Genomic DNA, 20,271 nt, shown 5'->3' with positions numbered 1-20,271 from the left:
GCCCTTGGACCAAATCGTCAAAGCAGGCTTCCATGATGTCGTCGGGTACGGGGTTTGGGCGCGCGACCGGCTCGCTGGCCGCATCGGGCTTGCCGCCCACGCCAAAACCTTCGCACAGCGCTGGCCCGGCCCAGGTGACGCGCCCGGTTTTCGCCAGCACGGCACTTTGAAACGCCGTGAAATCGCTGATGCCAACGAAGCGCATGCCTTGATCAATTGCTTTGGCCACGGCTTTGTAGCGAATGCCCGGCAGAATGCGGCTCAAGCCATAACCGCCGCGTGAGATCAGTGCCACAGCGGCGCCACTGGCGGCAGCGCGATGAATGGCCGCCAAGCGGGTCTCGTCGTCCCCGGCAAAGCGCAAATGGCTGGTCAGCGCGGCTTCGTCAATTTCAACCTCATGGCCCAGCGATTTGAGTCGCGCCACGCCGCGCTTGAAGGCCGCCTTGTCGCGCACGGCACCCGAAGGGGAGTAGATGTAAATGTGATTGTTCATAAGGCGTTCGACTAGGATTCTAGGGGTCGGTCCAGCAGTGCCGCAAAGGCGCGCAGCGCAGCGCGGTGGCCACGATCCAGAAAGGGTGCTTCATAAGCGGCCCGTTCACTGTCGGCCGGCGGCGCTTGCTCCCTGACCACCATCTCGGTAAAGCGCTCCGGCGCGCTTCTCATCAGGGCTTGCCCCAGGAACTGGCTGCTGCTTTGAACGACCAACACGACGTTGTTCAAGTCGAGCCGCTCGACCAACTCGGTCAACACCTGCTGATGCCAGTGCAGGGTGTGGGCACTTTCCTTTTTGGGCTTGTCGCTTTTGCCAAAACCAACCAGGTCAGGCGCCAGCACCCGATGCCCCACAGCCGTAAGCTCCGCTATCATTTTGCGGTACTGGTAACTCCAAGCCATCGGGCCATGCAGGCAGAAGTAGGTTTGCGCTGCATCTTGCGGTCCCAGGTCGAGGTAATGCAGACGCAGCCCGGCGAGCGCGGGCAAATCGCTGACGTACTGCGCGTCCCAAGGGTAGTCCGGCAGGCTACAGAACCGTGCCTGCGGGGTCCGCAAGGCGTCTTCGCGCAGCGGGCTGCAGCAGCTTTGGCTCTGGGTGCGCTTTTGCTGGAAAAAGCCCTGCAACAACCCAGCGCACTCACCGGCAAGCACCCCACCCTGCACTCGCGTCTGGTGGTTCAACTGCGGGTTGGCGAACAAATCAACGACCGACCCGGCGGCACCGGTCTTGGGGTCGGGCGCCCCATACACCACGCGCTGCAGGCGCGCATGCAGCATGGCACCCACACACATGGCACAAGGCTCCAGCGTGACAAACAGCTCGCAGCCGTCGAGCCGGTAGTTGCCCAAAACCTGTGCGGCCGCCCGCAAGGCATTGATTTCAGCGTGAGCGCTCGGGTCGTGGCTTTCAATCGGTGCGTTGCGACCGCTGGCAATCAATACCCCGTCCTTCAACACCACGGCACCCACCGGCACTTCGCCCGCTGCGGCGGCAAGATTCGCCTGCGTCAAGGCCAGCTGCATGGCTTGGGCATCGCTCATGGTCGCCAGCGCGGTAATCTTGTCAGCTGAACGGGCCACAATTAACTACTATAAAGATAGCACATTACGAAGGTAACTCGGGGGCTGGAAGGTCCAAACCCAATCGAATCATCCAATCAGCCAGGGCGCGTTCCTCCGCGTTGCCGGCGGCGTAAATCGCGTGCATCCGGGCGTGCGACTCAGGGCGATGCTGGTTGAGTTTGACTTTGCACTGCAAAGCAAGCACATGCAACTCAAAGGCGGTGATGGCAGACAGCATTTTTTGCTGATAATCCGGCGCCAAAGCGCGCCATTGCGACGCATAGGCGGGATCATGGTCGTCGATGAGCTGTTTGAGTACCTGATCCTTGGCTTGCGGCCCGTCAAGCAAGGTGGCTTGCACGGTACAGTGCACCGCGAGGTAATTCCAGGTTGGCACGCGCACCAGGTCTGGATAGACCTTGGGCGACATATAAGCCTGCGGCCCCATGAACGCAACCACCGCCTGCGGTCTGGTGTGCAAATAGTGCCAGTGCGGATTGGCTTTGGCACAGTGGCCGAGCAGTACCAAGGTGTCACCGCGCTCCTCGAGATGCAGTGGCAGGTGCGAAACAAAGGGCAAACCGGCATCGTCCACGCTGATCAGACTGGCCAACGGGTGGGCACGCATGATGTCCAGCGCCTGGCTACGCTCTTTCGCGTCGAATTGCGGCGGCAAATACACGGTTGGTGGTGGCCTTACTGACAAACGCTGAGTAGGGGTCCCCAACGATTGCATTGCTGGCAAAAAAGCGGTCGATCAGTCATTGAACTTTTCAGAATATTTCATTCCCACTCAATTGTTTCTAAGGGCTGGAAACCCGCGTTGGCATTGGTTCTATTGAAGAACAGCATCGACTTTTACCGTCACTTTTACCGTCAATTAATGAGCGCTTTTGCTGGCGTGGGAGATGGACTCGGTTTGCGCGGCAGCTACTCCAGCGCATCAATCGTCAACGAACGACGGCACATCCAGTTATATTTTACATGCCGCGATGACTCTCGATCACTTCGGTTGCCGCAGCACACCTGCCCTATCTTGTCGATGTTATTGGCCTGCCCGGTCCGCTGCGCCAGCCCGGCTAAGCACGCAGCGCGCGCAGCAAGTCCCTTCCAGAGCCACCCCTCTCGTGCAGGGTAAACCCTTGGTCACGCCAATAAGGCCAAAGACTCCGCATGCATTTTGGCGCGTATGCGCCAACAATCATTGCAGAGTCGCAGGGTGCAAATCGTCTCATCCGGAACCCCTGGTCCGACTAGCCGGTAGTCTCTCACTGAATCATCCCCGCAAACGGAACAAACGGCATCGCTTCAAGACTGCTGCAGGATCGAACGCGTGTGAGCCGCTTGCTGCGGATTCCATACGGCCAGGGCAGCAAACCATTCCGCCGTGTGGGGTGTCAACAGGACAGCGGGACTCCTCGCAGGCAAAACTGCTGAGCCTTGGTGGCTCAGCCACTGCGCCGCCGTCTGCCGGCGGTCCAGATGCAGATCGACCAGCTTTTCATACAAGATCTTGAGTCGGCGAAAGGTCTCCAGTGGAAATTCTTCCGCAAGTAAAGAGTACCCCGCCCGGTTGACCTCGAAACGCACCAGCCCTTCTTCATCGTCACCCAGCAAATTCTCACAATATTGCCGCTTCGCTGCATCGGGGCCAGGCGCGTCGATCATCGCTTGCAAATCGTACTGCCAGCGATTTTTGTCGCACTCGGCGACCCAGACTGTGAGGTAACCCGATCTTTCGTAGAGGTTTGCAAAATATGCGTCGTCGCCGGGTGTCACCTGTAGATGGTGGTCGATGTCATTTACATCTTCAATGCTCGCGCTCTTGGTCCGTGCGCCCGACAGCAGAGCGTTGGTCGCATCTCGCATGCTCTGCGGGGTATCGTGAATGCCCTCCCAGCCCTTTATCTCTTCGTCGCTGACGTACTGAACGGCGCCTTGCACGGCGATCAGCCGTGTGCTGTTCTTCAAATGATCCGGCGCACAATAGTTGGAGTCGCCCACCAAATTCAGGCCCGCGCTAGCATATGCTTGGGCCACCAAACGCGAACAAAACTGCCTCCGGCTGGGCGCCTTCGCACCGCCGAGCACTGACCGGGCGGCCTCGATTTTCGAGTACTGCGTGCCGATTCTTCCCCTGACATAGTTCACGATGTTCCTGGACTGAGTGTCATCCAGTCCCTCGGCGAATCGAAGTACGTGTACTGCACATTCGTCCTCCCAAAAGAGGCGCTGTGTGTTTCGCGAATGCACGCCATCACCTGCAGCATCAATGACGGAATGCGACTCGACGTAGATGAGAGCATGCGAGATATCGCTCCCAGTCACTTTGCGGATACCTTTGCTTAACAGGTCCGTGGTCGTCGTCAAAATGATGTCGCCGATCTGGAGCACCGATTCGTTCAGTTTTCTCATGGTGATCTTCTATTCACCAGTTCAACTGGTACCTAAACTCGGTGGACCAAAGCAACGGTCAGCAAGACATGCGGTGGACAAATCGTTCATATCAATAACCCTCGCCATTCGGCTCCAGCAAGCTGCGCAGGTTGTTTCGGACAGTAGCCGCAAGCGCCGATGTCGAAACACCATGTAGGCGACTCAAAGCTTCAACAACTACGGCCACGTCTGCCGGCTTCGAAGGCCGATCGGCCGTCTTGGTGAAAGGCCCGTCAGTCTCGGTCAGCAGCCTATCAAGGGGAATGGCGGTGACCATCGACGAATGTCGCTCGTTGTCCAGCATCGCTGCATTGATAGAGAAGTAGCAGCCCAACTCAAGAGCGCGCTTTGCCTCAGCCTTGCTGCCGGTGAACCAGTGCAGCACGACTTTGCCTTTTGTAGGAGGCAGGTATGCCTCAATGTGGTCCAGCACCGCTTTTGCCGCACGAATGCTATGCACCGTGATGACTTTGTTTCCCGCCACGGCACAACGCTGCAGCACGTGCTGAAAAACCTGCTTCTGCAAGTCGAATGATTTGTAAAAACGTGGACCAGCGTCAAGGCCTACCTCGCCGATATAGCGAGTCTCTGAAAGATGGGCATCCCAGAGCGCAAGTTCGCTCGCCCGTTCAGCGACCAACTGCGGATGCAGCCCAAGCGCCGCCCGAACATGCCGCGTCGCTTGCGCCAGTTCATGGTTCCGTGGCCAGGCCTTCGGCGTGGTCGTCACTGCCAGGGTGAATACACCCGCCTCATCAGATTCACGGACCGCCGCTGGATGATCCGGATACAGATCAAGATGGCAGTGGAAGTCCACCAGACCGTTTGTCGCGATCATGGATGCCTCGACATCAGCTCGGTCTCGTGTCCACGCCATCGATCAGGCGCGCAACTTCGTCGAGGCCGCGCCGATAGACATCTGCCAGTTGATCCAGCCGCGCGACCTCGTCTGCAAGCGAGCCTGGCTTGTGAATGAGGAGATTCGCGAGGCCTGGGTGTCCGCGCAAACGCTCGATCGCATACTGAAAAGAGCGCACCTGCTTTCCTGTCGACTCACGGGTGTCCAGTGTTTGGGCGCGAAGGTCGGACACCGTGTATGTCGTCTCGTCTTGACCGGCCCCCCACGCACTATCCAAAGCAGCGCGTCGAATCAGGCAGGGAAGACAATATCCGCAGTGCTCGATCCCAAGGCCGTGCCATCGCCCTTTGGTCGGGGATGAGCACGACAGGGCATCAGGTGCGAGTTTGAGCAGCAATGGCCCGTTGCCGCAACCCGCGGTCATTTCGCCTTTGGTCTTGTCCCAATATGGATTCTCGACACGGCCATCGATCCCCAGCTCGGCGAGCAGGTCGTTCCAGCGCGCCATGTAGTACGGATGCGTGGTACGAGTGCTGTTTGACCCGAGCCGCAAAGGGTCTAGCGGCACATTCAATGCGATCAAACCATTCTCGGGCACCCTCAGCACGAAGCCACTGCCAAGCCCTGTGCCGGCGAATACGCCCAGGGCAAAGAACAAGAACGACCGACCTCTTGTACTGTTTTCCGAGCCGACATCTTTCACCAAGCCATCAGCGAAAGTCATTCCAACGCGCAATCGGTCAAACGCCAATTTCGCGTATTCCTTCTTCAGGCCCGCGAACAATTTCCCCTGCGCGTCGCTGGTCGCACCTTCGCCAAAGTGGCTCACCAACAAAGGGGTCGATCCGGCGTGAAGAAGATCGATGGCACCGATCAAGCTGTCCAGTCCCCCAGAAAACAGGCTCAGCGAATCAAACGGCGGTGTCAGCAGCCTGAGCGGTGCTTGCTTCACAATAGTAGCGAACCGGACAGGCCGTGCCCGAAAGCCTATCGTCCATCGATCGCCCGTCAGAAAATTCAAGGCCTTCGTCAAGGTCGATGTCGCAGCACCCCAGCGCGCCGGGTCACTCACCGGAACGACCAAGCGGATTTCTCTTGTCCACGAATCCTGCGACTGTTCCGCACGGGAGATGCGCGTGTCTGCGGCGTGGACATGTGCGGCGACCACCAGTAGATCAATACCGATCTCCGATGGGAAGACGCCCAGGGCCTTCAGACTGGTCAGTGCCCCGCCGATTCCGTGGCCCAGCATCTTCTCGCCAACCACCAGTTCAAGCCGGGTCAGCTGCTCGTCAGCCGCAGTAGGTATGGGCGTGTGATCGTCAGGACCGAAGTGGCCTGCCAACAGTTGTCGCTTCATTGGTTCGCCTCCGCTTCGCCGAGAGACTGAAGAATCGCGAACGCGGACTCATACACCGCGTCCACGAAGGACTGAATACGCTCGGGCGTCAAGTTAGGCGTTGCGGCGCGGGCTGCGGTGAGCGCATCGCTGACCCCGCCACGGATGAAATCACGCAGTTGAGCTTCTACGCGGTGCGCTGCCTGCGCATCAGCCGGCATCGTGACCGCCTTCGTCCCGATGTCGTTGCAGATCCTCGCCTCAATCGCATGCGTCGCATACAACTCGAAAACCGTTTGCATCTGGTCTGGCGTGAACGTCGAGAGATCGGTCAAACCCTCGGTGGTCAACTCGATAATGGTCTCAACATACGCTTCGCGTGCGATGCCTTCATCGACTGTTCCGGCCCCTGGACAGATGTAGTCGGCAAGGCCGACAAAAATCTCGGCAATGGGGCGCCCTGCGAGCGCTTCAAGATCCAACGACCGGAGCGCTTCGCGTACGCCACGCGCTTGGGCATCGGCCAGAAATCCAAGCAATCTCGCCCCGGCACCGCGCGATGCACCCATGCGTTGCGCTGCCTGGCGCGCACCGCCTGATGCTGTAGACACGTAGCGCGAGACCGCTCGTCCGAGATTGGCGCGATCTCCACCACCCGAACCGGCAAAACGAGTGAAGCTATTGCGTGCGCCGGAAAATCTACTGGGATCGGCCGCCGCAGGGATTGCGGGACGGTTCGGCGGCGTAGGTGGCGCAGCAGGGGGAGACGGCGCAGTCCCGTCACCGTTTGGTGAGCCATCCGGCGCAGCTGGGGCGGGCGGCGCACCTCCACCGAGCCAGGAAGGCACAAGCGGTGTACCACCACCGGGACCACCATAGGCTGTCGACGTTCCCATTAGCGTCCCCCCTTCGTATCCTTGAGCACCAGTTCTGCAGCGGATTTGAGGCCCACATTGTTGGTGACCTTGCTCCAGCCATTCAACAGTTTCGTCAGGCGCGCGACACCATCCGCGTCGTTGATGGCACCCTGCCATCCACGAACCGCCCAGGGGCCGCATTTACCGGTTGGCAAACCTTCGAGAAAATCCAACAGCTTCACTTGCAAGCCGGGCTGTGCCTTGACCAAGACGACGAGCCCATCAACACCTGGGGGCATGGTTTCAAAAGCACCGCTACCCATGATCTTCGTGCGTACCGCCTCGAACACCTTGTCAGCCTCGGGCTGCACGAGTTGCTTAAGTTCGGCTTCGTATGCCTGAACCGACATCTTTCCGCCGAACAGCTTTTCGACCACGGCAGCGAGATGCCCGAGAACCGACACAGGGCCGAAGTAGTCTTTCTTGTCCTTCGTGACGAAAAGATAAGGGCGCAGATCGACCCCCGTCAAGAACGGTTGAACGCGCGCCCAGTCGCGAATCGTCTCCGATGACTTCCATTCCACCAGCACTGCATTTTCGACATACGGAGCGACCGCATCCCCGGGCTTGGCACCTTTTCGCTCATCCGCCGCAGGCTGGCCATCTGTTTTTGCGCTGTCCGCAGTGATGCTCTTTTCCAGCGCGCCGATGTCTTCGCACAGACCCTTCGCATGGACCGCCGCAACCAAGGCGATTTGTTCAAACAGCCTGGGGATGAATCGTTCGGCCAGCATCAGCTTCGCCAGTACCGGCAAGCTGATGTCCGCGCCAAATCCGCGCGCCGTCGCCGTGCGCTCCCGAAGCAACAGCGTATTCAGGAATCGCTTGATCTGACGCGGATTGCCCTTGGTGCCACTCGCCAGGATCGGACCGATCTGATCACTGAGCGCAAGCGCGTTGTGGGCCTTGTCGGCCTTTGACCCGAGTGCGGCCTTGACCGTTGCGGCATCGAGACCGGCGCTCTCCCAAGGCCTTTTGAGGCGTTCACGCGCCACGCCAATGAGCTTCGCGTAACTCTCGTCATCATCACCAATTTCGGCCCCCGTCAGCAGCAGCGTGACATAGATGCGAGTCTCTGTTTCCCCCAACGCCGGGATGCGGAACGGCACCTGGATGAGTTTTTCCAGATAGTTCCGCGCGTAGTCGCGCGGCCCGGTGGTTTCGGGCAAATCAGGAAAATGTTTGCGTACCGCGTACTCGATCATCGCCTCGTCGGCGGCAACGACGAAGGCTGTGCGCGCGGTGAAGACGAACAGCCGGATTGCTTCGAGTGTCTCGATGGCCGTATCTGGCAAGCATCGGTCGAGGTCATCAATCAACACGATGAGCTGCTTGATGCCCGCATCTTTCAAGAGCCTGTCGAACGCCTTGCGAAAGGCTTCAACCTCCTCCGGCACGTTTCTGGTTTCGCCCGGCTTCAATATCGACTTCACGCTTTCGATTGCGGCGGTGAGGTTTTCTTTCGTCGCGACTTTGCTTGGGTCCGCGAACAGCCCTTCGAGCGTTCCGACAATAGCGTTGATCTGGTCCGGCGTCGGAATGCCGGTGAATGCGGTCACGGCCAAGCCACCCGCCCTCTTCGCGACTTTTAGCCAGTCGATACGATTGAAGACATCCTTGACCGCCCCTGCCGCCTTCGTCATTGCCGGGCGCTTCTCCACGAGACCCGTGACGATGCCCTCGATCAACGCAATCTTGGCGTCTTCGAAACCCTGGAAGCGCCAGCCATTGAACTTTAGGCAGAGCACGTCGTCGTCGCCCGCGAATCCCGCTTCGATCATCTCCAGGACGCTGGACTTCCCCGCGCCCCAGTCGCCGTGGACACCGATGGTGACGGGGTGATCCGGTTTCTCGCGCAGCAGTCCGATGATGGTCGTCGCAATCGCTTCGTTGTTGAGCAAATCAACTTTGGTTTCGTTGTCAGTCAGAATCACCCTTGCCTCCTCGACGCATTCGTTTTATTCGACGTTTCTGTTACACGCGAGAGCAGGGATATGAGCTCTTGATATAGACGTGCAGAAACTTCCCCTTCGAATCCGAAGCCATGAAGTCGTGATAGACCGATTCCGGTACGTTGTAGTACTGGTAAGTGCCACCACTCTTGAATTCGACTTCCAAGGTCTCTGAAGCAGCGTCATAACCCGCAGACAAGATCGTGGACGAAGCCACCATTTCGCGTTCCATATCGGCAATCTCCTCGGGTTTAAGTTTTTCGCGTGTGTAGCGGGCAGCAGCCCACAATGAATTTTGAGCTCGCCAAGATGCAGCGAGCCGTGTGTAGTCTTCGATGATGCGCTCGCCCTTCCAGCGTTTTGCGACTGCGGGGTCTTCACTCTGTGGGCGATGCTCTTCGTTCGGCAAAGCGATGCGGCAGCGCAATGGGAGTCGTGCAGCTTCGCCCGTGATAATTGCTTCGCCGGTTCGCAGTACGGGAAGACTTTCGACGATGCCGGACAGATTGTCTGGCAGCGCACCTTGGACTTTGCTCCGGTCCGCAGCGTTGGAAAGCCGTAAGGCGATGAATGTGCCGCACTGCGACAGGATCGTTTCGTCAACTTCGGAAGGGCGTTGACTGACGATCATCGCGCCGATGCCGAACTTGCGTCCCTCTTTGACGATTCTCTGCACGATGTCACGTGCCGGGCCCCCGCCCTCCTTTGAAAGATAGCGGTGTGCCTCTTCCATGACGACAAGCATAGGGCGGTGAATGCCACCCTCGCTCTTCTCGCGGCCCCAAAACAAGCCCTCATAGATGATCTTCAGAATGGCCGCAATCAGTTGTGAGAGTACGGTGCTTGGTATGCCTGAAAGATCCAAAATGGTTATCGGTTTCCCATGACCAAGCCAAGTACTTAGCAAGTCCGGCAAGTCCTTCTCGGTACTACCGTCGAGCTTTGGCTCCCATGCGCCAGGGTGCAGGAGAAAATCATAGCGTCGATCGAGAAGACGCGAACGCATCTGATCCAACGGCCGCCGGATGCTGAGTACGCCAATGCTGTTGATGAATGGCGCGGTTGACCCCAAGCCATTTGGCTTGTATTTGGGCGCTTTCAATGTTTCCGCATCGCCCGCCTCTGCCAGTGCAGGCTTGGTCTTGGCCGAGTCCTCCCAAGTCTTGATCTCTGGGTCCACGAGCTCAAACCACAGTTTTTTCAGGTTAAACGGAACGGGACTATCTGCCGTCATCGACGTGACATCCAACCCGGCAAACGACACCGCTTTGGCGAGCGTCATCTTGTATTCCAGAACCTTGTCTAAGATTTGGCTCATTGGCTTATCGTCAAGCTTTCCCATCAGGAAGGTCAGCAAGTCAACGGGATCAAGCGCCCAAAATGGGATGTGCAACGGTTCTTCACCGTCACTTGGGTTGACACGAAAAACCGTCGCGATGGATTGCAGGGCGCGGCTGTACTCACCGTGGACATCGAGCAGCAAGACGCTTGCACTGGGGAAGCCCGCATTGACCTCGCCAGGTTCGCCCATAACTATTGAGCGCAGCAGGCTCGCAACCGTTGTCGATTTTCCGGAACCCGTGGAACCTAGCACTGCACTATGTCGCGTGACCAGCTTATCAAGATCGATGCGAACCGAGATGCCTTCGGCGTTGGCCAATCGACCAATGACGACTTGGCCACCATCTGCTGATCCGTAGATCACAGCCAAGTCTTCTTCTGTGACGAGGTGAACTTCATCGTTGACACTCGGGTACTGGCTGATCCCACGTTCGAACGACGAGCCGACGATCTCGCCGACCAGTTGGATCGTCATCCAACGGTCGCCGCGATCATTGGGCTCGCGCGCTGCCTCTGGCGTCGCGTTCGCACCAACCTCCGCAACGATGCCGTACAGATCGTGATAACCCTGTGGGATGCGCACGAAACTGCCTACCTGGCCGATGCGGTAGCTCTTGCCACCGATGATGGCGATGCCCGAGGCCACACTCGGCGACTGTCGGATGCTGACTGTCGCTCCGGTCACGGCACCCACGTGCCCCAACAATGTCGGCTTCGAGTTCATGCAACACCATCAGATGGCACTGCCACCGCGTCTTCCAGCACGGGAGGAGCCACGGCAGTCGATGACTCCGCCATCGGTGGTGGGGGCGGGAAATGCTGAGCCGCGCGTGATGATGCAAAGAACCGCGCGAGCCGGTCGAAGCGGCCAAGTTGAAACTGTGCGGCCCCGCTCTTCTCATCGATGTCCCAATAAGTGGCCCGAATAGCCCCCCAGTCACGCGTTGGCAAGTCACCCGGCATCCAAGGAGCGGCAATGCCATTGATCATGGCCTTGTCTGGCGAATACAAGCTCATATTGGCCCGGCGCCCCGCGATGTCGCGGGCGTGGACTTCTTGTTCGAGCGGTTTGAACTGGAACGCGAACACGCTGGCCGACGGATTGGCGGCCAGGCACTCATCGATCCGCGCGGAAATGTGTGCGTCGGCGAAGGAAAACCCGGTCGCAATCAGCAACGTGTCTGGCGTCATCAGAAACGCCCGCAAGCGGTCGAACAGCGCGGCATACGGTGCCTTCTGCGTCTGATCGTATTTCAAATGCTCAGGGAACACCAAATGGGTGGCATTCGCCTGCCCGGTGCGCACCACTTCGCCTCGCGCATTGGCGGCCCAGCCGAGCGAGCCATGCAACTTCCACAAACGCGTCCAACGCGCTGGCAAATCATTGCTCGCCACTGAAGACGGATCGAAAAAGGGCTCACTGGCACCGCTGAACCCGTCAAAAAATGGGATACGCGTGCGCTCCAACGCTTGCTCGAACAGCAAATCGTAGTTGGTGGTGAAAATTTCCACTGGGTGTTCGCGTCCCGTCCCGCTGATCCACGTCACGAACTCGGTGTACGGCGAAGGACCGTCGTGAAGAGGCTTGTTGACGATGGTGCCGATCTGCTCGCAGATGGCTTCGCTCAGCTTTTTGTATCCTTCCCCGTCGAGGTCATGAACCTTCGTCTTGCCAATAACACCAGCCAAGCTGCGCACCCGCGACAGAATTGTTTCGATGTTCGGGGTTTCGAGTTCGGCGCGTACGGCGTCGAGGGTCTTGCCATAGTCGGCTTTCAGCGCATCCATCACCATGTCGGTGAGGCCTGCCACAGCAGGAATAAGCGGCTTATCGCTTCCGGGAGGAAAGATACCGGCTGGCGCGCCCGCCCCGACTAGGAGGCCAATCCGCTTGCGTCCTTGGGCAATGATTTGCCGCAGACTGGCCATGTACTGGTCTGGATTATGGACACTGACGGTCATTGAACACTCCCTTTTTCGACGCAGCTTATGGCGACTTTCGCCTTTGAATTTTTATTGTTACATTTTACGCTCAATTTGTCTCCCAAGGGGAAACAAGCTTGCCGTCGAATATCGTTAGTGTTATATTTACTGTGCATTACGTTTCTTTTAGGGGCGCGAATTGAGCGTAAAATATCACTTGCAAACGAAGACGCTAGGCCCACGGGCAGCGCAGCTCTTCACTGAGCTGAATGAACTGCGCCGGTCTACGTTTACCTTGGCGGATGTGGGCTCGATCACCGGCCTGTCGGCTGCGGCGTCCCGCAATCTCGTACACAAGGCTCAGCAGCGAGGCTTGGTGACGCGACTGAAGCCCGGTTTGTACAACCTTGTGCCCTTCGAACTCGGCCGGGCCACTGAGCACATCGACAGCCCGTACCTGATCGCGCGTGAACTCGCTGGTGCAGCACCCTACTTTCTCTCGCACGGCACAGCGCTTGAGCTACACCGCATGGTGACGCAGCCGAACTTCACCGTGTATGTGTCCTGTACGCGGCGCGTGCGTCCGCAGACGGTCGGCGGCTATGACTTTCGGTTTGTCCACATCACCGCAGAACAAGAATTCGGGGTCATGAAGCACTGGATCGACAAGGAACGCTTCGTGATGATCAGCGACATGGAGCGCACCATCATCGACGGGCTCCGACACCCGGCATTTGTCGGCGGCATTACCGAAGTCGCCAAGGGCTTGTGGATGAAGCGGGACGTGCTGAAAGTCGAACGGCTGGTGGACTACGCACGACGCCTCGGCGTCGGCGCCGTCGTGCGTCGCCTCGGCTACCTGCTGGAACACTATGGCCTGGCCGATGCGTTGGTGCTGGAACCATTGCACAGCATACTGACGGCGACGTACCAGCGCCTTGATCCACTACTCCCCGCCGAGGGGGCCTTTCTCTCACGTTGGCGGCTCCAGCTCAACGTGACTCCTGAAGAACTCGATACCGTAAGGCTTGGCTGATGATTCCACAACGCAATATTTCCCTGATCTCGAACACGCTGGTAAGCGCCGGCGGGCGGCGCATTCCCGAGGCCGTCATCGAACGCGATTACGTGTTGGCCTGGTTCCTGACCGGTCTGGCCGGTCATCCGCTACGCGAAGTGCTGGCCTTCAAAGGTGGCACGGCCCTGCGACGCTGCTGGTTCGAGGACTATCGGTTTTCGGAAGACTTGGATTTCACCTTGACCCGTCCGATCACCCTCGAAGATATTCTGGCAGGGTTAACCGAAATCTTTGCGGCGGTTGAGGCCGCCTGCGGCTTGCGGATCGCTTTCGACCGCGAGGACCGCCACAGCCACCAGAACAGCCACACGTTTTATCTGCGCTACCAGGGGCCGCTGCCCGCTGCGAACGACGTGAAGGTTGATATCACGATCACCGAAGTCCTGTGCTTCCCGCTGCAAGATCGCCCGATTCATCGCACCTATGACAGCTTTAACGATTTACCCGAAGGGCCAACTGTAAAGGTCTACGACATCAAGGAAATCGTGGTTGAAAAGCTGCTGGCCTTAAGTGACCGGGCGCGCAATGAACCGCGCGACTTGTACGACCTCTGGTACCTGTTCGGCTCTACCGACTTGCGCGTTGCAGAAATGCGCGCCGAACTCGATGCCAAGTTGACGCTGCGGCAGCGCGTCGTCGCAGGCATGGAGCAGGCAATCGCCGCCAAGGAAGATCGTTTGCGGCGACTCTGGGCTGCCCGCCTCGCGCACCAGATGAACCAACTGCCGCCGTTCGATGATGTCTTTCGGGAAGTGCTGCGGGCAGTTCGCGCTGCCGACTTGCCGAAGGCGGGTGGCTGATCGGTAACCCGCACAACAAAGGAAGTGCCATGGCCGATTTGTCCTCCATAGAGCGTCGCAAACTGGAACGGCTGCTCCGCATGAGCGGCGGCTACGTGCTCGATTTCACGGATCGCACATTCAGCGAATTCTTCGAGGAGCACACGCGCCGTGACATCGATGCCGCTGTCTACCGCGAGCGTGGCACCTCCAAAGCCAACCGCCTGCGCGGATTCTGGGTAGTCGAAGGCAACCATCTCGTCGGCAAAGTGATCCAGGCGCTGATCTTGTACGGTCAAGCTGAGAACTGTTTGGGCGACGAGCCAGGATTGACCGAACTGTCCGACGATTGCTGGAAAATCGCCAGCCGCATGATGCGCGACACACCCGTCGCCGAGCTGGACGCGCTGACCGCCACGGTCGACGAGCGCGACTTTGAAACAGTGGCTCAACACGTGCGCGAAGCCATCGAAAAAAACCAGCCCGAGGCCGCTCTGGATCGGCTGCACACGTTCGTCATTAAGGAAACGTAAACAAATAACATAGACTTTTAGTTTATGTGTAAGCTCACTGCTGTCCGGTTAAATTGATGCTCGAGTCTCTGAAAGCCATGACTGACGAGGATTTCCGAGCGCTGAAGGGTGGTGTCGATTTGAATGATGGCTGCCAGTTCAGGCAGTCTTTCGGACTTTCGCCCGGAGACTGCCATGAACACCGGCAAGACGCTGTTCGCCCAACTCATGGATTTCCTGCCATGGACGACCTTCGCCCGGTACGTCGCGCGTTACGGCGGCGACAAGGGTGTTCGCTCGCTGACGTGTGCGGAACAGTTCCGGGTGATGGCCTTCGCGCAATTGACCTACCGCGAGAGTCTGCGCGACATCGAGGTCTGTCTGTCGGCCCAAGATGCCAAGCTCTACCACATGGGCTTTCGCGAGCCGATTCGGCGCTCGACGCTGGCCGATGCCAACGAGTTGCGCGATTGGCGCATCCATGCCGACTTTGCGCAGCGCCTGATTGGCCAAGCCAGAGCGCTTTATGCCAGCGAGGATCTGGGGCTGGAATTGTCGAATACCGTCTATGCGCTCGACTCCACAACCATCGATTTGTGCCTGTCGGTTTTCCCGTGGGCCCACTTCCGCACGACCAAGGCCGCAGTGAAGATGCATACCTTGCTCGACCTGCGCGGCAATATCCCCAGCTTCATCCACGTCTCCGACGGCAAACTGCACGACGTGCATGCCCTCGACCTGCTGGTGCCGGAGCCCGGCGCTATCTATGTGATGGACCGTGGCTACGTCGACTTCGGCAGGCTGTATGCGCTGCACTTGGCGGGTGCCTTCTTTGTCACACGATCCAAGACGAACATGAACTTCCATCGTGTCTATTCGACGAAGACGGATCGCGATACCGGCATCATGTGCGATCAGACGATCGCGCTGGATGGTTTTTACACCAAGCAGGACTACCCCGCGCATCTGCGGCGTGTCCGGTTCAAGAATCCCGAGACTGGCAAGACGCTCATCTTCCTCACCAATCAGATGACCTTTTCGTCCGCGACCATCTGTGCGCTCTACAAGAACCGCTGGCATGTGGAGTTGTTCTTCAAGTGGATCAAGCAGCACCTTCGGATCAAATGTTTCTTCGGTACTTCGGAGAATGCAGTCAAGACGCAAATCTGGATTGCGGTGTCGGTGTACGTCCTCGTCGCCATCGTCAAGAAACGTCTCGCCCTCGACGCATCGCTCTACACTTTGCTACAGATATTGTCGGTCACTCTTTTCGAGAAGATGCCCTTGCAGCAAGCCTTTCCGGGCATCGAATACATTCCGCCAGAGGGCGTTCCATGCAACCAATTGAATCTATTCACGATTTAACCGGACAGTAGTGGTGTAAGCTCAATGCATGGGCAATGACGATGCATTGATTACTGCGCGATATAAGTCACTTGAAGGAATCCTTGATGAACGTCAGCGGCGCTTATACGCGGCGGCAGAAGCCAAGGTCTTAGGGCACGGTGGCGCGAAGCGAGTGTGGACGGCCACGGGCGTTGCACGAGGATCAATTCTGGCCGGGTTGAAAGAGCTGGCCGACGTGCAGCAGGAACAGCAAGGGCCAGCCACTGAGCGGCGCCGAATCAGACGTCCGGGAGCGGGACGCAAGACATTACTGGAGCAAGATCCGACGATTCGTGTCGCGCTGGAGCGGCTGGTTGAGCCGATGACAGTGGGTGATCCTGAAACGCCGTTGCGTTGGACGTGCAAGAGCTTGATGCAGTTGTCGCGGGAACTGCAAGCACAAGGCCATACGATCAGTCACATGTCGGTGGGCACCTTGCTCAAAGAAATGGGCTATGGCCTGCAAGGCAACCGAAAGACGCTGGAAGGCAAGGGGCATCCCGACCGCAATGCGCAATTTGAATTCATCAATGAGAAAGCAGACGCCGCCCTGCTTGCAGGACAGCCGGTGATATCGGTCGACACCAAGAAGAAGGAATTGGTCGGTCAGTTCAAGAATGGCGGCAAGGAATGGCGACCGGAGGGCGATCCAGAGAAAGTCAATGTGTATGACTTTGTCGATAAGGAATTGGGCCGCGCCAATCCTTATGGGGTCTATGATTTGGCCAACAACACCGCCTGGGTGAGCGTGGGTACCGATCACGACACCGCGAGCTTTGCGGTATCAACGATTCAGCGCTGGTGGCACGCCATGGGTAAGGACGCCTATCCAGAAGCCAAAGAGTTGATGATCATGGCCGATGGAGGCGGCAGCAATGGATCGCGTGTGCGCTTGTGGAAGCTTGAGTTGCAACGCTTCGCCGATGAAGAGAATCTCACGATCCGGGTCAGTCATTTTCCGCCCGGAACAAGTAAATGGAACAAAATTGAACACCGTCTTTTTTCGCACATCAGCATGAATTGGCGCGGACGACCTTTGGTCAGCCATGAAGTAATCGTCAGCTTGATCGCGGCGACAACGACCATGAAAGGCTTGAGGGTGCGTGCGGAACTTGACTCAAACCTTTACCAGAAAGGCATCAAGGTGAGCGACCAGGAGTTCTCGACGATCCGCATAGACAGGGATGATTTTCATGGAGAATGGAACTATGTGATCAGTCCAAATGCCATGTAAAAGATCGCTTTATTGTTTTATGAGTCCTAAGTATGTGCGCACGTTGTGCGAACAGCGTGGAGTTGAAGTCAACCGTAACAAAGCTTTGCACAGTATCTTCGGCGAGTATGTGAAGCGCCTGCGCGACGCGGGCCACCTTGAATCGCTGATGACCGAGCGCATCCTAAAGTCCAGCATTTCTGTGCTCGAAGCCTTCAGTGACGTTCGCAACAACAAGAGCCTTGCACATGACAACCCAATCCTCAACTACGAGGAAAGCCTGCTCATCTTCAACCACGTTGCCAGTTCGATCCGCTTCATCAAATCAATCGAAGCCAAAACGAAACACGCGACTACGCCGAAAACGATCACGGCACCCGGTGACGATTTGCCGTTCTAGTTTGTCCATATCGATATTCGACAAAACAGCAATATTTACTGCGCAGTGAATCCTGTCGGCTGATTCCGGGCGTCCCGGCGTACCGCCGTCGGGCTCGCGGGCGGTACCCCGCGCCTCGTGCCGAGTCGCGGCCATTCGGCATTGATCCCTGACGCCTCCGGCCCTTTGGGCCTGCGCGCTCCGCTTGCCGTAGAGGCAGTGGAGTGTGTGGGGTGGCCTTGCTGTTCCCTTCAACGTACCACGCCGTTCTCGCTGTCAAGGGCTGCGCGTGCCCTGCACGCTGGCGTCCATGCGGCCGTCTGCGACCCCTGACTGCTTGCGCTGCGCCGTGTTCCTCCGGTTCCAGGCAATTCCGCCCGATTCGGACTGGAGCACGATCATGTCGCAACTTACTCATTCTCTCGATTCTTCCCTTCTCGTTCGCGATGTCACGGGCGACTACCGTCCGGCCAATGCCGACGAGGTGTTGCAGGCAGCGCAGCGTGTGCTCGCAAGACGGATGCACGACTGCGAAGCCCTGAACTCGCCGCAGGTGGTGCGCGACTTCCTGCGGGTGAAGCTGGGGGCGCTGGAGCACGAGGTGTTCGCCGTCATCCATCTGGACGCACAGAACCGTGTCATCGAATATGTCGAGATGTTTCGCGGCACGGTGAGCCAGACATCGGTGTATCCGCGCGAGGTGGTCAAGGAGTCCCTGGCCAGGAACAGCGCTGCGTTACTGCTGGTGCATAACCATCCGAGCGGTTCGACCCAACCGTCGCGCGCCGACGAGATGCTCACGCAGGCACTGAAGTCGGCACTGGCGCTGGTGGACGTGCGAGTGCTGGATCACCTGATCGTTGCTGGTGGCGACATCCTTTCTATGGCGGAACGCGGGCTGCTATAGCCCGAGGGGGCATTGCCCCCTTTTTTTGTTGCGTCCTTGACATCCAGTAAAGGCTGCGCGCTGCGCTTGCCTCCAGGGGTCGGCTGACGCCCACCCCGCCGCGCGGGCTTGGCGCCCCACAGGACCGCCGAACAGGCTGCGCCTGATCGGCCATTTTGTTTTCGCGCTACGCGCTTTGCTTACTTCCAGCCAGGCGTGCTTGCAGCACGCAGTGGCGCTCGCCGCGCGGCGTTGGTTTCGGCGTATTCCCTGGCCCATCGGCCGCTGATCGTCTTTCCCCAAGTCCATCGCTTTCTCCCGCGACCGTAGCCCGCAGTGCCTGGCCGTCAAGGCGCGCCGGGCCGTGTCCTCGCTGCGCTGTGGGCCGCACCACTCCCGGCGCTTCTTCCTCGACAGCCCGTCCCTCGCTGGCCCGGTTCTTCGCGGGCGATGAACTCAGGAAAGACGGCGGCAAACAGGGACCGGCCCAGGTCTTTGCGCCGAACCCACCAAAGCCAACACCGGGCTCTGAATCTTGGAATCCGGTCAGCTTTGAAACCATAGCCTCAATCTCAGGAGAAAGACCATGCAACTCAGTTCCCGTTTCGCTTCCCGCTCCCCGATGCTGCGCGCCGATCACCCGCTATCGGATGACCAGATTCGCGCCGTGGCCCCGTCCATCTTTGCCGAGGACAAGCACGAAAGCCGCTCAGACCGTTACCGCTACATAGCAACCGGCGCGGTGCTTTCCGAACTGCGCAAGGAAGGATTCCAGCCCTTCATGGTGTGCCAGACGCGCGTGCGCGACGAAGGCAAGCGCGAGCACACTAAGCACATGGTGCGGCTGCGCCATGCCAACCAGATCAACGGCGCAGAGGCCAACGAAATCATTCTGCTGAACTCGCACGATGGCACCAGCAGCTATCAAATGTTGGCTGGTATGTTCCGCTTCGTCTGCAAAAACGGTTTGGTGTGCGGCGACACCGTGGCCGATCTGCGCATTCCTCACAAAGGCGACGTGGTCGGGCAAGTGATCGAGGGGGCGTATGACGTGCTGGACGGTTTCGATCTGGTGCGAGAACGCCGCGACGAAATGCGCGCCATCACGCTGGACAGGGGAGAGGCCGAGGTATTCGCCCATGCAGCGCTGTCGCTCAAGTACGACGATCCGGCCAGGCCTGCCCCCATCACCGAATCGCAGCTGCTGATGCCGCGCCGCCGCGATGATGATGATCGGCCCGACTTGTGGAGCGCCTATAACCGTGTGCAAGAAAACCTGACACAGGGCGGGCTACAGGGACGTAGTGCTACCGGGCGCAGACACAGCACCCGGCCGATTCGAGGCATTGACCAGAACGTAAAAATCAACCGGGCATTGTGGATGCTGGCCGAAGGCATGAAGCAGCTCAAGGCTTGAACGGCTGAATCATCGAGGGGCGCGATGCCCCCTCGATGCCGAAGGCACACGGCAGAGGGCAACCATGCCGCGCCGTCGCGCGCCCATCCGTTCCGTCTGGGCGCGCGACGGCGGCGATCACTACGCGACCGCTCGATGGCTGCAAATGTTCGCCATCAAAAGCAAGGGCATTCAGTCAGTGCATGTGTGATGCTCCGCATAGGTCAACTCGACTTTCTTGCTGGCGCTGGCTATCCTGGCTGAAATTTCTTTGCGTCTCCCGGCATAGCCGGGCCGCGCTGTCGTGCGAGG

General features: G+C 58.6%; 20 protein-coding genes. 9 read left to right on the top strand and 11 right to left on the bottom strand.

All coding sequences use genetic code 11. The annotated features are described in order from the left end of the window. The 10 genes from GZ093_RS15250 to GZ093_RS15205 form a co-directional block, all read right to left on the bottom strand. Nucleotides 1-496 (bottom strand): LD-carboxypeptidase (locus tag GZ093_RS15250; protein ID WP_296487370.1); only part of this gene is annotated, 496 nt, incomplete at its 3' end. A gap of 11 nt (nucleotides 497-507) precedes the next feature. After that, entirely contained in the window at nucleotides 508-1,542 is a 1,035-nt protein-coding gene (gene tadA / locus GZ093_RS15245) for a tRNA adenosine(34) deaminase TadA (protein ID WP_296487372.1), read from the bottom strand. A 64-nt stretch (nucleotides 1,543-1,606) separates the two neighbouring features. Continuing rightward, nucleotides 1,607-2,245 carry an FMN-binding negative transcriptional regulator gene (locus GZ093_RS15240; protein ID WP_296487368.1) on the bottom strand — a complete coding sequence of 213 codons (639 nt, stop codon included), beginning with the start codon at nucleotides 2,243-2,245 and terminating at the stop codon, nucleotides 1,607-1,609. 626 nt (nucleotides 2,246-2,871) lie between these two features. Further along, entirely contained in the window at nucleotides 2,872-3,978 is a 1,107-nt protein-coding gene (locus tag GZ093_RS15235) for a YiiX/YebB-like N1pC/P60 family cysteine hydrolase (protein ID WP_296487367.1), read from the bottom strand. Between the two features lie 91 nt (nucleotides 3,979-4,069). After that, nucleotides 4,070-4,837 carry a Qat anti-phage system TatD family nuclease QatD gene (qatD, locus tag GZ093_RS15230; protein ID WP_296487365.1) on the bottom strand — a complete coding sequence of 256 codons (768 nt, stop codon included), beginning with the start codon at nucleotides 4,835-4,837 and terminating at the stop codon, nucleotides 4,070-4,072. A 13-nt stretch (nucleotides 4,838-4,850) separates the two neighbouring features. Next, nucleotides 4,851-6,218, bottom strand: a complete 1,368-nt coding sequence (qatC, locus tag GZ093_RS15225) for a Qat anti-phage system QueC-like protein QatC (RefSeq protein ID WP_296487363.1) — start codon at nucleotides 6,216-6,218, stop codon at nucleotides 4,851-4,853. Beyond that, nucleotides 6,215-7,093, bottom strand: coding sequence for a Qat anti-phage system associated protein QatB (qatB, locus tag GZ093_RS20860; RefSeq protein ID WP_363260886.1), 879 nt, complete (start codon nucleotides 7,091-7,093; stop codon nucleotides 6,215-6,217). The genes qatC and qatB overlap by 4 nt, the downstream gene beginning before the upstream one ends. Continuing rightward, nucleotides 7,093-9,048, bottom strand: a complete 1,956-nt coding sequence (gene qatA, locus GZ093_RS15215; protein ID WP_296487358.1) for a Qat anti-phage system ATPase QatA — start codon at nucleotides 9,046-9,048, stop codon at nucleotides 7,093-7,095. The genes qatB and qatA overlap by 1 nt, the downstream gene beginning before the upstream one ends. 40 nt (nucleotides 9,049-9,088) lie before the next feature. Beyond that, on the bottom strand, nucleotides 9,089-11,131 hold the full coding sequence (locus GZ093_RS15210; RefSeq protein WP_296487355.1) for a helicase HerA-like domain-containing protein: 2,043 nt from the start codon (nucleotides 11,129-11,131) through the stop codon (nucleotides 9,089-9,091). Beyond that, nucleotides 11,128-12,369 (bottom strand): SIR2 family protein, encoded by a 1,242-nt coding sequence (locus GZ093_RS15205; protein WP_296487353.1) that lies wholly within the window; start codon nucleotides 12,367-12,369, stop codon nucleotides 11,128-11,130. The genes GZ093_RS15210 and GZ093_RS15205 overlap by 4 nt, the downstream gene beginning before the upstream one ends. A 160-nt stretch (nucleotides 12,370-12,529) precedes the next feature. Between GZ093_RS15205 and GZ093_RS15200 the strand changes: the two genes are divergently transcribed. From GZ093_RS15200 to GZ093_RS15175, 6 genes are all read left to right on the top strand, one after another. Next, on the top strand, nucleotides 12,530-13,366 hold the full coding sequence (locus GZ093_RS15200; protein WP_296487352.1) for a type IV toxin-antitoxin system AbiEi family antitoxin domain-containing protein: 837 nt from the start codon (nucleotides 12,530-12,532) through the stop codon (nucleotides 13,364-13,366). Then, nucleotides 13,366-14,208, top strand: coding sequence for a nucleotidyl transferase AbiEii/AbiGii toxin family protein (locus tag GZ093_RS15195; RefSeq protein ID WP_296487351.1), 843 nt, complete (start codon nucleotides 13,366-13,368; stop codon nucleotides 14,206-14,208). The genes GZ093_RS15200 and GZ093_RS15195 overlap by 1 nt, the downstream gene beginning before the upstream one ends. Before the next feature lie 29 nt (nucleotides 14,209-14,237). Continuing rightward, nucleotides 14,238-14,720 (top strand): hypothetical protein, encoded by a 483-nt coding sequence (locus GZ093_RS15190; RefSeq protein WP_296487349.1) that lies wholly within the window; start codon nucleotides 14,238-14,240, stop codon nucleotides 14,718-14,720. A 174-nt stretch (nucleotides 14,721-14,894) separates the two neighbouring features. After that, the gene (locus GZ093_RS15185) at nucleotides 14,895-16,064 is read left to right on the top strand and encodes an IS4 family transposase (protein WP_296487348.1); all 1,170 of its coding nucleotides are present in this window, start codon (nucleotides 14,895-14,897) and stop codon (nucleotides 16,062-16,064) included. A 28-nt stretch (nucleotides 16,065-16,092) separates the two neighbouring features. Beyond that, nucleotides 16,093-17,319 carry an ISAzo13 family transposase gene (locus tag GZ093_RS15180; protein ID WP_296487346.1) on the top strand — a complete coding sequence of 409 codons (1,227 nt, stop codon included), beginning with the start codon at nucleotides 16,093-16,095 and terminating at the stop codon, nucleotides 17,317-17,319. Between the two features lie 34 nt (nucleotides 17,320-17,353). Next, nucleotides 17,354-17,698 carry an abortive infection family protein gene (locus GZ093_RS15175; RefSeq protein WP_296487343.1) on the top strand — a complete coding sequence of 115 codons (345 nt, stop codon included), beginning with the start codon at nucleotides 17,354-17,356 and terminating at the stop codon, nucleotides 17,696-17,698. A gap of 255 nt (nucleotides 17,699-17,953) precedes the next feature. On the opposite strand, the gene GZ093_RS15170 is transcribed toward GZ093_RS15175, so the two are convergent. Next, nucleotides 17,954-18,079 carry a hypothetical protein gene (locus GZ093_RS15170; protein ID WP_296487341.1) on the bottom strand — a complete coding sequence of 42 codons (126 nt, stop codon included), beginning with the start codon at nucleotides 18,077-18,079 and terminating at the stop codon, nucleotides 17,954-17,956. Here GZ093_RS15170 and radC point away from each other — a divergent pair. The 3 genes from radC (at nucleotide 18,078) to GZ093_RS15155 (ending at nucleotide 20,170) form a co-directional block, all read left to right on the top strand. Further along, a complete protein-coding gene (radC, locus tag GZ093_RS15165) occupies nucleotides 18,078-18,584 on the top strand; it encodes a DNA repair protein RadC (RefSeq protein ID WP_296487340.1) in 507 nt (168 codons plus the stop codon). The two genes, GZ093_RS15170 and radC, sit on opposite strands and share 2 nt — an antisense overlap. Nucleotides 18,585-19,149: 565 nt before the next feature. Further along, nucleotides 19,150-19,980 carry a DUF932 domain-containing protein gene (locus GZ093_RS15160; protein ID WP_296487337.1) on the top strand — a complete coding sequence of 277 codons (831 nt, stop codon included), beginning with the start codon at nucleotides 19,150-19,152 and terminating at the stop codon, nucleotides 19,978-19,980. A 64-nt stretch (nucleotides 19,981-20,044) separates the two neighbouring features. Next, entirely contained in the window at nucleotides 20,045-20,170 is a 126-nt protein-coding gene (locus GZ093_RS15155; protein WP_296487334.1) for a hypothetical protein, read from the top strand. The last annotated feature ends 101 nt before the right edge of the window (nucleotides 20,171-20,271 follow it).

Source organism: Rhodoferax sp., from assembly GCF_010365055.1.
Lineage (GTDB): Bacteria > Pseudomonadota > Gammaproteobacteria > Burkholderiales > Burkholderiaceae_C > Rhodoferax.
The sequence above is the reverse complement of the archived record's forward strand: the minus strand, read 5'-3'. Positions and strand labels throughout refer to the sequence as shown.